A 14,359-nucleotide genomic window follows, 5' to 3' on the forward strand; every position below is an offset into this window, starting at 1 on the left:
ATTGCCTTTTTTATTGTTATAACTTTTATTTTTCAAACCATTCCATTACTGCTTCCACATCTTCCAATTCTAAATTTCTCGCCCGAGCCGTAGCCCCCATCATTCCGGACATGACCGTTGCTTGAAACGTAGCAATACTGCGTCTTTTTTGAAAATAACTTTGTTTACTTTCCAAAGCTTGAATTCGTTTTTTCTCAACAACAAAGGTTACACGGCTCAACATCCGATAGACAATTGTCAATTGTTGTCCATTCATTGCATATCCTGTTGTTCGATATTGCCATAACCCAATCATAATGGCAGGGATGATGATTAAAACAGACAACAATCCATACGGGTACCAAAAGTAGGTACAAATTGCCACTAGTGGCACGAGCCATAAAAAATCAATTCGATAAAAGAACGGTTTTGCTTTTTTAGGTGGTTTGGTTAATGTCTGTTCCCATTCCAAATGGGGGAATAAATTTTGAAGTGGATGGAATAGGTCCTTTTTCGAAATAAGAGGAAACAATATAACTTTTTGATCTTTATCTCCAAATCCTCCACTTGCACTTTCAACGGCAACCGCTGCAAAACCAAACCATTGTCTTAATGGATTTTCAACTATTTTAATCGCCTGTATTCGATTTAAAGGAATCGTTACTTTTTTCTTCTCCAACAAACCTCTCGTAATGATTAATCGATCATTTTCTTCTACAACCGTAAAATCATAATAGTTAACGAATGTAATTAGAACGGATACAAGCCAAGTTAATAAAAGAGCACCTATAACGGATAATGCTATAATAACAAAACCAAATTTAATAAGGGAAGAAACTTCCTCAAACAATTTTTCATAAGGAATTAAATCTCCTAATTGGGATAACAAAGCGACTATCCCTGCAAGAACCACACCAATACTATTCGAAGTTGTCGCTAGAATAATTAAGTCTTTAGTGTTCATTTTGTGAATTACTTTTGCATTTTGTACGGCCGTCTCTTCTAAAACGGTACTTTCATTTATTTCAAGATGTTCAGTTTCTTGTTTAACCTTACGAGTTATATCTTCAATATCATTGGCAGCCTCTTTTGTAATAGCCGTTAATACGACTTCCGGTTTTCCGTTTGTACTACCGGCAGTTTCAACCATTACTTGGACAAGACCGAAAATGCGATGAAAAATTCCTTCTTTATAGTTAAAACTTTGAATACGATCAAAGGGTATATATCGTTTTTTCTTAATAAAAAGGCCGTATTCCACTCGTAATTCATCTTCTTCAAACCAATAAACAAAGGTCCACCATTTAATTACTCCAGAAAATAAATAAACAATCGAAATCAAACTAAGGATGGCTAAAGGGAATATATTTGACCAAAAGCCTTCCTCAAGCGGATTGAAGGAAAAGTTCAACCCATTGGCAACTATAAGAATGATAAATGGCAAAATTAATTCCTTCAAGCCTTTAACAAAGTTAATAATCGCAGCAACCGGATGGAGTTTATAACGTTTTTCAGACATCATCTTCAGCCACCCTTGCTAAAATAGAAATTCGCCCTCGGAGATCATCTGCTTCTTTTGTAATAAGCATCGGAATGATATGGGTTGTAGCAGCCGTTGAGATTGAAATATTCGCTAAATCATATTTCTTTAATATTGGCCCCTGTACCGTATCGACATGTTGCACCCGTACCATTGGTATCAAAGTTCTTTTGACAACGAATAATCCACTTTGAATCTCAATTTCATGTTCTCGAACTTCATAGCGCCAATGATCCCAACGGATTTTAGGGAAAAGCCAAACCGACGTGATGGCGACAATAATAACAACTGCTACAGCTATGTAATAAATAATCGGTAACCATTCAAATTTATAAGTTAAAAAACTTGCTACAGCAGCTAGAACTGCCATAAAGAGCGTATTAAAAAGACCATATAAACGCCATACGGTTAACCCTTTCTTTGGGATTTGAAACATCAATTGATTTCTCATAAAGCATCCACACCTCATCTCTCTTCCATTTTATACGGATGAACAAGAAAATTGTTTCAATATATAAAAAAAGTGCCCTAAATATTCTAGGACACTTTTACAGAAAAAATTAGTCTTCTCTACGACGTGGTGAACGACGACGTTCTCCACCTTCACGACGACCACCTTCGCGACGTCCATCTTTACGACCACCTTCACGGCGACCACCACTGCGGCCACCACGACCGTAATCACGACGACCACGGGAATCTCCACTACGGCCACCGCGACCTCCAGAAGAAGTTTTACGCATTGGTAAAGGACGTTCTTCCGTAATCGTTACTGGTGTATCATCAGGTTCTTTTGTCATATATTTAATCGCTGCTGCAACTAAATCTACTGCATCATGATCTTCTAATAGTTGATTCGCTAAAATGCGGTAATCACCTAGTTCATTTGCTTGTACAATTTCAATTAAATTTTCCATTGCCACTTGTTGTTGTCCAACTAAAGCTTCTGATTCAGTTGGTGGACGAAGAGGTGTCATACGTTTTTTCGTTGTTTCCTCAACAATACGTAAGTAACCCATTTCCCGTGGTGTTACAAAAGTTACCGCTAAACCAGATTTACCTGCACGACCTGTACGACCGATACGGTGAACGTAACTTTCTGGATCTTGTGGGATATCAAAGTTATAAACATGCGTTACACCAGAAATATCAAGTCCACGAGCAGCAACGTCTGTTGCAACTAAAATGTCAATTTTATTTTCTTTAAATTGACGTAATACAGACATACGTTTTGCTTGGCTTAAGTCACCATGAATTCCTTCTGCTAAATATCCACGGATACTTAACGCTTGTGCTAGTTCGTCAACGCGGCGTTTTGTACGTCCGAATACGATAGCAAGTTCCGGTTGGTGAACATTGATTAAACGAGTTAAAATATCGAATTTTTCGCGTTCTTGCGATTTTACGAAATATTGGTCGATGTTTTCAACTGTCATTTCTTTTGATTTAATTTTTACTTCTTCAGGGTTTTTCATGAAGTTCGTTGCAATTTTACGAATTGCAGGTGGCATTGTAGCCGAGAATAATAATGTTTGGCGTTCTTCAGGAACGTTTTCTAAAATAGCATTAATATCATCAATGAATCCCATATTTAACATTTCATCCGCTTCATCTAATACAAGCGTTTGAACACTGTCTAATTTTAATGTACGACGATTAATATGGTCGATAATACGTCCTGGAGTACCAACGATAATTTGTGGTTTATTTTTTAACGCACGAATTTGGCGTCCAATATCTTGACCACCGTAAACTGATAATAGTTTTACTCGTTTGTCATAACCGATTTTGTAAAGCTCTTCAGATACTTGGATTGCTAATTCGCGAGTAGGAGCGATGATTAATGCTTGAATTGATGGATTTTTTGGGTCAATTCGTTCAATTAGTGGAATACCAAAAGCTGCAGTTTTACCAGTTCCTGTTTGCGCTTGACCGATAATATCTCGGCCTTCCATTGCAAACCTAACTGTTCCTTCTTGGATTGGTGTGGCTTCTTCAAATCCCATACGTTTTAATGAACGTAATGTCGATTCGCTAATATTTAATTCTGAAAAATTTGTCAAACTCTTCAATCTCCTTTTTTCCTTTAAGTTGACAAATGGTTACATTTTCAGATGAAATGTCGGCAAACTAAGGGCCTAAGTTTGGAACGTTTCCGATACTTAATAATTCTCTGCTTGCGTTCAGAGAGCGATTTTATATGAAAAGGAAAGCCCGGTCTTTGCCGAGCGGTTCAATTCTATACTTTTTAGTTCTTTCATTATCAATAGAATAAAACCGTTAAATTCAAAAAAAAGCACTCTTCATCAGAAATTTGTGAAGAGCCTTCGCACAAAATGTATCCATTGCTTCATTTAGTCTATCATGGCTCATCACTGCAATGCAACGATATTGTTCTAGTTGTAATATTCGTAATTTATACTTTTCCTTGTGAAAAATTGATGACTTTAGGAAACCATAAGTCACAATCATCACTATAACAAATGTGATGCTTCCCTTTTGGTGAGAAATAAATTTGTTTTTCCTTTGAAGGAAGTTGATCATATAACAGTTGTGCTGTTGCATAAGGAACTATACCATCTAATCGACCTTGAGCGATAAAGGTAGGTACATCAATTCTATGCATGTATAACTTTACTTCACGAACAATTTTCATAAATTGAAAAGTTGCACTAACAGGTACATTTTTTATTTTGTTCTTATATCGATTAAATAATTCGTTATCTTTTAATTGCCCATACATTGCCTCTCTTGCCATTAATCGTATATCCTTCAACAGCTGACTATGGGCAACATATTTTGCAGCCGCACTTAATAAAACAAGCTTTTTCACTTTATATCTCGTTGCTAAATAAAGGGCAATCATACCGCCCATGGAAAACCCAACAATATAAATTTCATCTACTTTCTTCGCTAGTTGGCGATAGGCAATTTCAGCATCCATTAGCCAATGCTCCGCTTTGTAACCTTTCAATGAGAGACTGTTACCATGTCCCATAAAAGTTGGCTTTTCGATTATCCAATTCGTATTGTTTTCTATATATTTTGCAAGGGGCTCAATTTCGTATGGTCCACCTGAAAAACCATGTAACATTAGAACACCGATTTTCATTCATAGTCCCTCCACATAACTCTACATACATTGACAATACTAAAAAAGATGTCACTAAACCAATAAATGGCTTAATAAACATCTTTTTTAATGTGACTAAAAGGATTTTAAAATCGTCTCTAATTTCATACCACGGGAACCTTTTAATAAAATTAACGATTGATCATCAGCATATTGATTGATATACTGGACAATTTTTTCATAATCATCGTTTGTATACAATAAGTTTGCTTCTGCAAACTTGCCTTTCAGTTGTTCATAAAGCCATTTCATACGTGAGCCAAATAAACAAACTCTAGAAATTTTTGATTCATCAATAACCGATGCGATCTGCTCATGGAACTGCTTTTCATTTTCTCCTAATTCCAGCATATCCCCTAGAACAAGCCATTTATCTTCCCTTATGGAAGTCGTTTGAACGAACTGGATAGCTGCTGTCATAGAAGTTGGTGCAGCATTGTAAGCATCATTAATAAATATTATTCCCTTTTCAGTTGGAACTAATTGCATTCGCATATCTGTCAAAGTAACTTGTGCTAATCCTTGACGAATTTGTTCTTCATGTAGCCCAATCGCTTTTCCTACAAGCATCGCATTTAATGTATTTTTCACTTGATGCTTACCTAGTACTGGAATGAAAAACTCACCGTTTAATTCGCCACGAACTGTAAAACGACTGCCCTTTTCTGTAGTTTCAATGGAAGTGGCAACTAAATCGTTTGAACTTTGGAAGCCAAAGGATTTTGACTGTAGATGAGTCTCTTTATTTACTAAATGTTGCAGCAAAGGCTCATCCCCATCATAAAATAAAATGCCCTCACGATCTAATCCTTGGATAATTTCAAACTTTGCTTGCGCAATTCCTTCACGGGAACCTAAGTCTTGCATATGGGCTTCCCCAATATTCGTAATAATAGCGAAATGAGGTTTTGCCATCTTCGTTAAAAATTCAATTTCGCCAAAACCGCTCATTCCCATTTCTAAAACAGCGATTTCAGTATCTTCATCCAAGTTTAATAAGGTAATTGGTAATCCTAATTGATTATTGAAATTACCAATCGTTTTTTGAACTTTATAAAAAGGTGTTAACATACTTGCTAAAATATCTTTAGAGGAAGTTTTTCCATTTGATCCTGTGACACCGATAAATTTCCCTCTATGTTGGTTTCGATATGCCCGCGCCATTTGTTGTAATGCAAGTTCTGCATCATCCACAAATAAAATTGGTTTATCTTTTGGAGGATTTGGTTCGTCCTTTAACCATAGGGATGCAGCTGCACCCTTTTCAAAGGCTTGCTCGACAAACTTATGTCCATTTACCGATTCACCACGAAAGGGAATAAATAAATCCCCTTGTGAAATGGTGCGTGTGTCGATTGAAACCCCTGTCACTACTGTTTCAACAAAATCTACAGAATCAATTGATAACCAATCAGCAATTTCTTTTATCGTTCTTTTCATCGTTTATCACTCTAATCTCGATTGTATTGTAATTGTTGTTTTTCTGTATAACGTTCAAGTCCTAGCTCAATTAACGTATCGATTAATTGAGGGTAAGGTACACCGGTATGTTGCCATAAAAGCGGATACATACTAACAGGTGTAAAACCAGGCATTGTATTAACTTCATTAATGTATACTTCATCATTTTCTGTAACGAAGAAATCGGCACGTACTAGTCCTGAACAATCTAAAATTTTAAATGCATCAACTGCCATTTTTCTCATCGACACTTCTACAGTTGAAGGTATTTTGGCAGGAATGATTAACTCAGTTGAATCGTCCTTATATTTAGAGTCATAATCATAAAACTCTGTTACCGGTTTTATTTCACCTGGAACTGATACTTTCGGGTCATTATGGCCTAACACACCCATTTCCACTTCTCGGGCCTCAATACCTTGTTCCACAATTACTTTACGGTCATACAGAAGCGCAAATTCAATTGCTTTTACTAATTGTTCTCCATTTGAAGCTTTACTTATCCCTACGCTTGAACCTAAATTAGCAGGTTTAACGAACATAGGCCATGTTAACTCATTTTCACATTTTTCTATGATCGCCTTTTGATTGTCATCCCACTCTTTTCGGATGAAATAAACATATGGTACTTGTTTTAAACCAGCTACACTAAATAATTGCTTCATGACTACTTTATCCATACCAGCAGCAGAAGCTAAAACACCATTACCTACATAAGGGAAATTTAATACTTCTAATAAACCTTGAACCGTTCCGTCTTCCCCATTTGTTCCATGCAATAATGGAAAGATTACATCAAAATCGGCTTTTGCATTTTTATCTAAAATAAATTCTGTAATATCATTGGGCGAATTTACTTCCCTTTTAAATTGTAATTGTTCGATTGATTCAACCGGTTGTGTTAATTGAGGTCCTCTAAGCCATTGTCCATCCAAGGTAATAAAAATCGGATGTACTTCATATTTTCCATAATCTATAGCTTTTGAAACTGCTGTCGCTGTTAATAAAGACACTTCATGCTCAGCAGATTTTCCTCCATATAATAAACCAACGCGCTTTTTCATTTTTTGACCTCCAAATATTGAGTAGTTCTAGTTTACCATGAAATCTTATGAACAAAATAAACAACTTCATTTTATCAATTTTATATTACAGCTCTTTCACAAATAAGTTAAAAAAACTCCCTGTCAAAAAAGGTGCTATGACAGAAAGTTTAAGTGATTTTAATTAGTTCATCGTAGTTTTGTTTTAATATTACGTGCAAATCATCCCACACTTCATCTGGATAATCATAGTCAGAAAGAGTACGAATTTCAATACCGTAGCTGTTATTTGGTTTTTCCATCTTATAAAGGGATAGCAAAGCTCCCTCTTTCACAAAAGGACGATAAGCCTTTAAAACGACGGGATCTAAAGCTGGAATGGCATCTTTTGATTTTCTACGCCAGAAACTTCCATTCACTTCTTTTTCCTTAATTAACTGATTAAATAAATTGGAAACGATAAATTCTGAGTCATTTAAATAACGGAAATAAACTTTCGTTAATTTATCGTTTTCAGATGAATAATACACGTAGCGATTTTGCAATTTCGAAAAGAATGCCGAGTGAATCGGTTCTTTTTTATGACTTATATATAGCAGTTCAGCTTGTTCAGTCGGTGTAAGTTGATTTAGCCCCTTTTCATTCGCAAAGTCAACCCAACATAAATCTATATCACTATCAGCCGATTTTTTTACAAAATCATGTAAATCTTCTAATGGTACAAAATCAAATTGTGTATTCATGTTGAATGAGCTGTCTTCGTAAGAATGTTTTAATAATAATAAATTCGGAATTGGATCGACCGCGTTTACAAACTGCTTTAATGATAAACCACTGTATATTACAAAATGATCGACATCATTCATATGTATAAATAAATGGTGAATAAAGTCTTCAGCAGTCTTTTGTTTTTTTGCCATACGATCACTCTCCCAATAATTCGCTCAATAGCTATTATATGATGTAATCTTTAAATTTGAAACATTTTCATCCCTTTTTCGTCACAACTTTAGATATAATAGGAAGTCCCCTTTTAATCATTTATATGGTAAAGTAAAATAGGCAAATGTTAAAAGGGCTTTATGAATAATCTTAAGATTAATTAGGTGGAAAAAATGGAAAATAATCGAAATTTTGCAGGCCGATTCGATTGGAAGCTTGCTTTTATACTTTTTGGCTTTCTAATTATTAGTTTGTTAGCCATTTCATCTGCTCAAACTACAGGTCAATATGGGGCGACAAACTTCGTAATTAAACAGCTACAATGGTATGTCATTGGAGCATTTATTGTAGCGTTCGTTATGTACTTTGAACCAGATCAATATAAAAAAATGTCTTGGTACTTATATGGATTTGGTATATTTCTTTTGCTCATACTTGTCTTCTTACCCGAAGGCCCTGGTCAATTAGGAGAAAGAATTAACGGAGCAAAGAGTTGGTATCACTTACCAATCGGTAATATTCAACCATCTGAATTTATGAAGACTTTTTATATACTGGCAATGGCGAAGTTAATTAGCCATCACAATGAAAAGTATTCAATGAAAACGATTAAAACGGATTTCATACTTTTAGGAAAAATTGCTATTACTTTATTTATTCCGTTAGCTTTTATTATGACTCAACCTGACTTAGGTTCTGCCCTTGTATTTTTAGCAATAACAGCAGCGTTAATTATTGTTGCAGGGATTTCGTGGAAAATCATACTACCAGTTTTTGTTGCTGGCGTTTCCGTCGGTGGAGCTTTGCTATGGATGGCTCTATATATGCAAGACTTTCTCGAGGATAAATTCGGATTACAACCATATCAATTTGCACGTATTTATTCTTGGTTAGACCCTTATTCTTATTCATCGGATTCTGGTTATCATCTCATCACTTCATTAAATGCTATTGGTTCAGGCGAAATTTTCGGTAAAGGATATATGGACAGGGAAGTTTATGTTGCGGAAAGCCATACCGATTTCATTTTCACCGTCATCGGTGAAGAATGGGGATTCCTTGGCGCAAGTTTTGTTATTTGTTTATATTTCTTATTAATTTATCATTTAACGAAAACAACGTTAACGTTAAAAGACCCTTTCTGCACTTATGTTTGTGCAGGAATTATTGCTATGATTACTTTCCACGTATTCGAAAATATCGGTATGACTATCCAACTTTTACCAATTACAGGTATTCCACTGCCATTCTTAAGTTATGGAGGTAGTTCGTTAATGGGGAACGCCCTCGCCATTGGTTTAGTATTTAGTATGAAATTTCATTACCGAACATACATGTTTGCAGCCAATGATGATGATTAAAAGTTTATAAAACAAAAATTCCCGACTTAAAAAAGTCGGGAATTTTTGTTTTATACTAGATTTAATAATTTTTATACTTGTGGAGATTGAGTTGGTGGTGTTAATACTTTAAGTAATTCAAGACGCGACTTTGTAACTGTTGCAGTAACACCTAATTTAGATAAATTCGATACGATTTTTTTTAAGTCTACTTCCTTTGTCATACTTTTTCCACCTAACCTTCCAATTATATTATCATTAACGTTCTAAACTGTAAAAAAGTTTCAACTACTAAAAGGTTTAACGTCATTATTTAAGTCCATCATAACATGTTTCCTACAAAATATATTTTTCAATTTTGTTACAGCTTGTAAATTGTCAACTGAATTACCTTTAAATTTATATTCCATTTTTGAAACATTTTATTCGTTCGTTAATGTTAATTTAACCAAAAATTCCTTATTTTAAACCAATATGCTAACAAAACTTTTAGTAGATTCTTTAAATAAAAAAATTTTCCTGCATATTTCATAAAAATGGTGCGTATATTACTATGCGCATTGTTTTCTTAATATTATTTTAAAACGTATGTTTAATTTAAGAAAAGATGTGAAAAATGCTTTTATATTTATAATTCAAGTACGATAAATTTTGGGGGATTAAAGTGGCAACTCGAACTTTTATTGAATTACCGCACCAATTAGAATGTTTTCGAGATAAAATTGAATCCTCCGTAAAAAATGCCACAATTATTACTCCTAAACATTCCAATCCTTCATTTACAACAAGTAAATTGGCAGGATACCCCTATATGCCAAAGTCATACCTCCATCCTAAAGATTCTGATGGAGATTATATGTTGTTATTAGCCCAAATTAATTTTTCAGAAATGCCCCCTCAATTTCCATTTCCAAATTTCGGATTGCTGCAAATTTTTATTTCTAAAAAATTTTGTTATTGGACTGAAAAGAAAGTTGAACTTCTTTTTCAACAAGATTTTAAAGTACGTTACTTTCCTTCACTTCTTTCGGATTCGAACTTAGTAAAAGATTTCACCTATTTAGAATTAATAGAGCACTTTCCAATTCAACAAGAAATGGGGTTATCCTATAAACAAATAGTTGAACCCGTATCTGCAACAGATTATCGACGGGAACATTATTTCCAATTATCTGATCCTTTTAACATTGATGACCCTACTTTAGAAGATATTTATTTGAAACAATTTTTAGCTGCCGATCATAAAATAGGAGGTTATCCATATTTTATTGAATCGGATACAAGAAGAGGATCACCGTTACTAGAAAAGTTTAATACTGTATTACTTCAAGTTGTTTCAAATGATGAACACGGAATTATGATTGGAGACACAGGAGTATTCAAGTTTTTTATTAACGATAAAAAGTTACAAAATTCCGACTTTTCTTCCATCTATTTTGTAATGGAGCAATATTAACAATATTTCATTTGTTACAATTCGATAGATAATTAAGTTATAATTACTGTGACTAAATATAAAGTAGGTGCAGTCATATGAGTATTTTTTTTAATACCATAACTGTTATTCCGATTATTCTTATTTTAAATATTATCTTGGCAATCACAGTTATCTTTTTAGAACGAAGAGACCCGACTTCTACTTGGGCATGGATTCTTGTACTATTTTTCCTTCCTTTAGTTGGGTTTATTTTGTATTTATCTCTTGGAAGACAAATGCGCAAAAAACATTTATTTCGATGGGAAGGACAAAAAGATATTGGAATCGATAAGTTAATCACCTATCAAATAGAGGCTTTGGAAGAAAACACATTAGACTTTCATACCGAGGAAGTCGGTAAACATAAAAGTTTAATTCATATGAATTTAAAAACGAGCGATTCGGTTTTAACGCAAGATAATCATATTGAAATTTTTGATGACGGTGAAAAAAAGTTTGAAGCATTAATTGAAGATATATTAAATGCGAAAGACCATATCCATATTCAATACTACATTTTTAAACTGGACCATTTAGGAAGCCGAATTATTACTGCGCTAAAAAAGAAAGCTCAACAAGGTATAAAAGTACGTATTCTTTATGATGAAATGGGCTCTCGTGGGGTTAAGAAACGACATTTTAAAGAGCTAATAGAATTAGGAGGAGAAATAGAAGTATTTTTCCCTTCCATCCTTCCTCTTATTAATCCTAGATTAAATTTTCGTAATCACCGAAAAATCGTGATTATTGATGGGCGTGTCGGATATATAGGCGGTTTTAATGTAGGGGATGAATATTTAGGATTAAATAAAAAGTTTGGCTACTGGCGTGATACCCATTTAAGAATTGAAGGGAGTTCAGTCCATCCATTACAAACTCGTTTTTTACTTGATTGGAACCAAGCGAGTAATAACAACATTGTCTATTCTGAAAGGTACTTTCCTGCCATTCCGAAAAAAGGCGATGTTGCAATGCAAATTGTATCCAGCGGACCAGATACAGAATGGCCAGCTATTAAAAATGGCTATTTAAAATTGTTAATGAGTGCAAAACGGTACATTTATATACAAACTCCTTATTTCATACCTGATAATAGTTTCCTAAATGCAATTGAAATTGCCGCATTATCTGGAATTGATGTTAGAATTATGATTCCAAACAAACCTGATCATATGTTTGTTTACTGGGCGACTTATTCTTATGTAGGGAAATTATTAAGAGCTGGAGCAAAAGTCTTCATTTATGAGAAAGGGTTCATCCATGCCAAAATGATTGTCATCGATGATGAAGTTTCAACTGTTGGTACGGCGAATATTGATGTACGTAGCTTTAGTTTGAATTTTGAAGTGAATGCCTTTATTTATAATCGCCCTATTTCTCATGAAATAGCAGAGATTTTCGAAAAAGATATATTGGATTGCACAGAACTAACATTAGAAAAATATGAAAATCGGTCTAATTTTATTAAATTTAAAGAATCCATTTCTCGATTACTTTCACCTATACTTTAAAAGGATGACGCATAAGCGTCATCCTTTTCTATTGAATGCCTAAATATTCTTCTAAAGTTAAATTGGATTCTTTCACTTTTGTTGCTAGTTCCACACCTAAATAACGAAAATGCCACGATTCATACATATAACCCGTAATTGCTTCTTTTCCCTTTGGATAACGTAATATAAATCCATATTTATGGGCGTTTTCCACTAACCATTTACCCGCTTCCGATTCACCAAATTCCGCTGTTAACCATAAATCTTCTTTCCCTTTTTCACCAATATCAAAGGCTAAACCAGTTTGATGCTCAGAATAACCAGGTCTTGCGCTGTAACGGTCTGCATTTTCTTTTCCGTCACGACTAACATAATTATTGTACAAAACTTCTTGGTATTCATATGAACGGTACGTACTAAAAGCATTTAGTTCAAAACCGGCAGTTTTTGCATCGGCCGCCATTTTTTCAAAAGCTGCACGTGCCTCTTTATTTTCACCAGGCGCAAAATCAGCTGGTAACGGGTATTTTTTATTGGCGATTAATACCCCATCAACATACGTAGGCTCCGTTGGTAAAGTTTGACCTTCTATATAGCCACCATTCTCTAAAGGTTGCTCTTGTTGTTTTGCAGGTTCTTCTGTTACTTCAGTTTGTTTTGGTGGTTCAATTTCTTCTTGAACCGGTTGTTCGAGTTGCTCCGTTTTTTCTTTCGCTATATCCGTAGTGTTTGGTTTCGTTTCTATTAATTGCGGGTATTGTTTTACTAAGATTATTGCACCAACTATTACAATAAGGACAATGGCGCTACTAACACCTATCCATATATATTTCTTTTTATCGTTTTTCTTTTTGTTTACATAAATTGAACGTTTCATTTTGGATTTGCCTCTTTCCTCTACAATGCTTCTATTTTAGCACTGTTCTTGCATTTTGACTTTACAATTTATCTAGTTCTTTATGACGTTTTTTAAAAAGAAAAGAAACACGAAATTTACCTTTTAATAAAATATTTTTTCCTTCCATAATAGAAAAACCGAGGATAAACTCCTCGGTTTTAACTCTACAATTTATTTAGCTGGATGTTCAGAATAAAATTTTCTGCCGATATATGTTTGAATAATTAATATTAAACCACTGACTGACCAATATAAAGGTAATGCAGCCATTGAAGAGAATGAAATAAATACAATCATAATCGGAGAAATATAAATCATCAATTTCATTTGAGCTTTTTGTGATTCAGGAACCGTCCATAGGGATACTTTCGCTTGGATAAAGTAAACGATACCCGCAATAGCCGTCATTAAAATATCAGGCGAGCCTAAACTAAACCAAAGGAACTCATGAACCTTTACATCTTGTGAATAAAGAATTGCAAAGTATAATCCCGTAATAATTGGCATTTGAATAATAATTGGTAAGCAACCCATATTTAACGGATTAATACCATTTTCACGATATAGCGCTAACATTTCTTGTTGTATAGCCATTTGTTCTTCTTTAGTTTGGGCCGCTTTTAATCTTTCTTGGATCTCTTCCATTTTCGGTTTTACGATATCCATTTTAGATTTCATTTTTGATTGTTGACGATAGTTTTTCAACATGAAAGGCATCAAAATCAATCGAATTACAATCGTAATTGCGATAATGGCTAAACCGTAGCTACCGTTAAATAAATCATTTCCTAAAAATTCTAGTAACCAGTTCATCGGTCTAACAAAAGTGCTATAAAAGAAGCCTTCCTGATTTTCAACCGCTTGGCATCCTGTTAGCACCATTAACAAAAGGCCTAGCATTGAAATAAGTTTCAATTTTTTCATTTTTCCACCTACTATTAAGTTTAGCTAATTTGAAGTATACAGTATTAAGAATATGAATATCAAATTACAGCTCATATTATTAAATTACCATTAAAGTGAAATACAGTTGGCAATATATTTGCCAACTGT

The 14,359-nt window shown here is 34.2% G+C and carries 13 protein-coding genes; 3 read left to right on the top strand and 10 right to left on the bottom strand.

Translation table 11 applies throughout. From position 1 onward, the window contains the following. Positions 1-25 precede the first annotated feature (25 nt). The 7 genes from MHH69_RS16710 to MHH69_RS16740 all read right to left on the bottom strand — a co-directional run bounded on the left by MHH69_RS16710 (position 26) and on the right by MHH69_RS16740 (position 8,076). Positions 26-1,498: a PH domain-containing protein gene (locus tag MHH69_RS16710; protein WP_122972923.1), complete on the bottom strand. Its 1,473-nt coding sequence runs from the start codon at positions 1,496-1,498 to the stop codon at positions 26-28. After that, positions 1,491-1,970 (bottom strand): PH domain-containing protein, encoded by a 480-nt coding sequence (locus MHH69_RS16715; RefSeq protein ID WP_122972922.1) that lies wholly within the window; start codon positions 1,968-1,970, stop codon positions 1,491-1,493. The genes MHH69_RS16710 and MHH69_RS16715 overlap by 8 nt, the downstream gene beginning before the upstream one ends. A 109-nt stretch (positions 1,971-2,079) precedes the next feature. After that, positions 2,080-3,582, bottom strand: coding sequence for a DEAD/DEAH box helicase (locus MHH69_RS16720; RefSeq protein WP_122972921.1), 1,503 nt, complete (start codon positions 3,580-3,582; stop codon positions 2,080-2,082). A 353-nt stretch (positions 3,583-3,935) separates the two neighbouring features. Further along, on the bottom strand, positions 3,936-4,631 hold the full coding sequence (locus MHH69_RS16725) for an alpha/beta hydrolase (protein ID WP_122972920.1): 696 nt from the start codon (positions 4,629-4,631) through the stop codon (positions 3,936-3,938). A gap of 96 nt (positions 4,632-4,727) precedes the next feature. After that, positions 4,728-6,092: a UDP-N-acetylmuramoyl-tripeptide--D-alanyl-D-alanine ligase gene (locus MHH69_RS16730; RefSeq protein WP_122972919.1), complete on the bottom strand. Its 1,365-nt coding sequence runs from the start codon at positions 6,090-6,092 to the stop codon at positions 4,728-4,730. A gap of 11 nt (positions 6,093-6,103) precedes the next feature. Further along, positions 6,104-7,177: a D-alanine--D-alanine ligase gene (locus MHH69_RS16735; protein WP_122972918.1), complete on the bottom strand. Its 1,074-nt coding sequence runs from the start codon at positions 7,175-7,177 to the stop codon at positions 6,104-6,106. 149 nt (positions 7,178-7,326) lie between these two features. Beyond that, positions 7,327-8,076: a hypothetical protein gene (locus MHH69_RS16740; RefSeq protein ID WP_122972917.1), complete on the bottom strand. Its 750-nt coding sequence runs from the start codon at positions 8,074-8,076 to the stop codon at positions 7,327-7,329. 195 nt (positions 8,077-8,271) lie between these two features. On the opposite strand from MHH69_RS16740, the gene MHH69_RS16745 reads away from it, so the two are divergent. Further along, positions 8,272-9,459 (top strand): FtsW/RodA/SpoVE family cell cycle protein, encoded by a 1,188-nt coding sequence (locus tag MHH69_RS16745; RefSeq protein WP_341362787.1) that lies wholly within the window; start codon positions 8,272-8,274, stop codon positions 9,457-9,459. Between the two features lie 71 nt (positions 9,460-9,530). Here the strand turns inward: MHH69_RS16745 and MHH69_RS16750 are convergent, their stop codons facing one another. Further along, positions 9,531-9,662 carry an Lmo0850 family protein gene (locus tag MHH69_RS16750; protein ID WP_263604146.1) on the bottom strand — a complete coding sequence of 44 codons (132 nt, stop codon included), beginning with the start codon at positions 9,660-9,662 and terminating at the stop codon, positions 9,531-9,533. 440 nt (positions 9,663-10,102) lie between these two features. Between MHH69_RS16750 and MHH69_RS16755 the strand changes: the two genes are divergently transcribed. Both MHH69_RS16755 and cls read left to right on the top strand, forming a co-directional pair. After that, entirely contained in the window at positions 10,103-10,894 is a 792-nt protein-coding gene (locus MHH69_RS16755; protein WP_122972915.1) for a YwqG family protein, read from the top strand. 77 nt (positions 10,895-10,971) lie between these two features. Next, positions 10,972-12,426, top strand: a complete 1,455-nt coding sequence (cls, locus tag MHH69_RS16760; RefSeq protein ID WP_122972914.1) for a cardiolipin synthase — start codon at positions 10,972-10,974, stop codon at positions 12,424-12,426. A 28-nt stretch (positions 12,427-12,454) separates the two neighbouring features. Here cls and MHH69_RS16765 read toward each other — a convergent pair whose 3' ends face one another. Both MHH69_RS16765 and yidC read right to left on the bottom strand, forming a co-directional pair. Next, positions 12,455-13,285: a M15 family metallopeptidase gene (locus tag MHH69_RS16765; RefSeq protein WP_341362788.1), complete on the bottom strand. Its 831-nt coding sequence runs from the start codon at positions 13,283-13,285 to the stop codon at positions 12,455-12,457. 192 nt (positions 13,286-13,477) lie between these two features. Further along, on the bottom strand, positions 13,478-14,230 hold the full coding sequence (gene yidC, locus MHH69_RS16770; RefSeq protein ID WP_341362789.1) for a membrane protein insertase YidC: 753 nt from the start codon (positions 14,228-14,230) through the stop codon (positions 13,478-13,480). Between the last annotated feature and the right edge of the window lie 129 nt (positions 14,231-14,359).

The sequence above is a fragment of the Ureibacillus sp. FSL E2-3493 genome, from assembly GCF_038077515.1.
GTDB classification, from domain to species: Bacteria; Bacillota; Bacilli; order Bacillales_A; family Planococcaceae; genus Ureibacillus; species Ureibacillus halotolerans.

Excerpts from the sequence above, each read along its gene's own strand:
- MHH69_RS16710 (WP_122972923.1), bottom strand. The coding sequence starts at position 1,498 with ATGTCTGAAAAACGTTATAAACTCCATCCGGTTGCTGCGATTATTAAC.
- MHH69_RS16715 (WP_122972922.1), bottom strand. The coding sequence starts at position 1,970 with ATGAGAAATCAATTGATGTTTCAAATCCCAAAGAAAGGGTTAACCGTA.
- MHH69_RS16725 (WP_122972920.1), bottom strand. The coding sequence starts at position 4,631 with ATGAAAATCGGTGTTCTAATGTTACATGGTTTTTCAGGTGGACCATAC.
- MHH69_RS16730 (WP_122972919.1), bottom strand. The coding sequence starts at position 6,092 with ATGAAAAGAACGATAAAAGAAATTGCTGATTGGTTATCAATTGATTCT.
- MHH69_RS16735 (WP_122972918.1), bottom strand. The coding sequence starts at position 7,177 with ATGAAAAAGCGCGTTGGTTTATTATATGGAGGAAAATCTGCTGAGCAT.
- MHH69_RS16740 (WP_122972917.1), bottom strand. The coding sequence starts at position 8,076 with ATGGCAAAAAAACAAAAGACTGCTGAAGACTTTATTCACCATTTATTT.
- MHH69_RS16745 (WP_341362787.1), top strand. The coding sequence starts at position 8,272 with ATGGAAAATAATCGAAATTTTGCAGGCCGATTCGATTGGAAGCTTGCT.
- MHH69_RS16750 (WP_263604146.1), bottom strand. The coding sequence starts at position 9,662 with ATGACAAAGGAAGTAGACTTAAAAAAAATCGTATCGAATTTATCTAAA.
- cls (WP_122972914.1), top strand. The coding sequence starts at position 10,972 with ATGAGTATTTTTTTTAATACCATAACTGTTATTCCGATTATTCTTATT.
- MHH69_RS16765 (WP_341362788.1), bottom strand. The coding sequence starts at position 13,285 with ATGAAACGTTCAATTTATGTAAACAAAAAGAAAAACGATAAAAAGAAA.
- yidC (WP_341362789.1), bottom strand. The coding sequence starts at position 14,230 with ATGAAAAAATTGAAACTTATTTCAATGCTAGGCCTTTTGTTAATGGTG.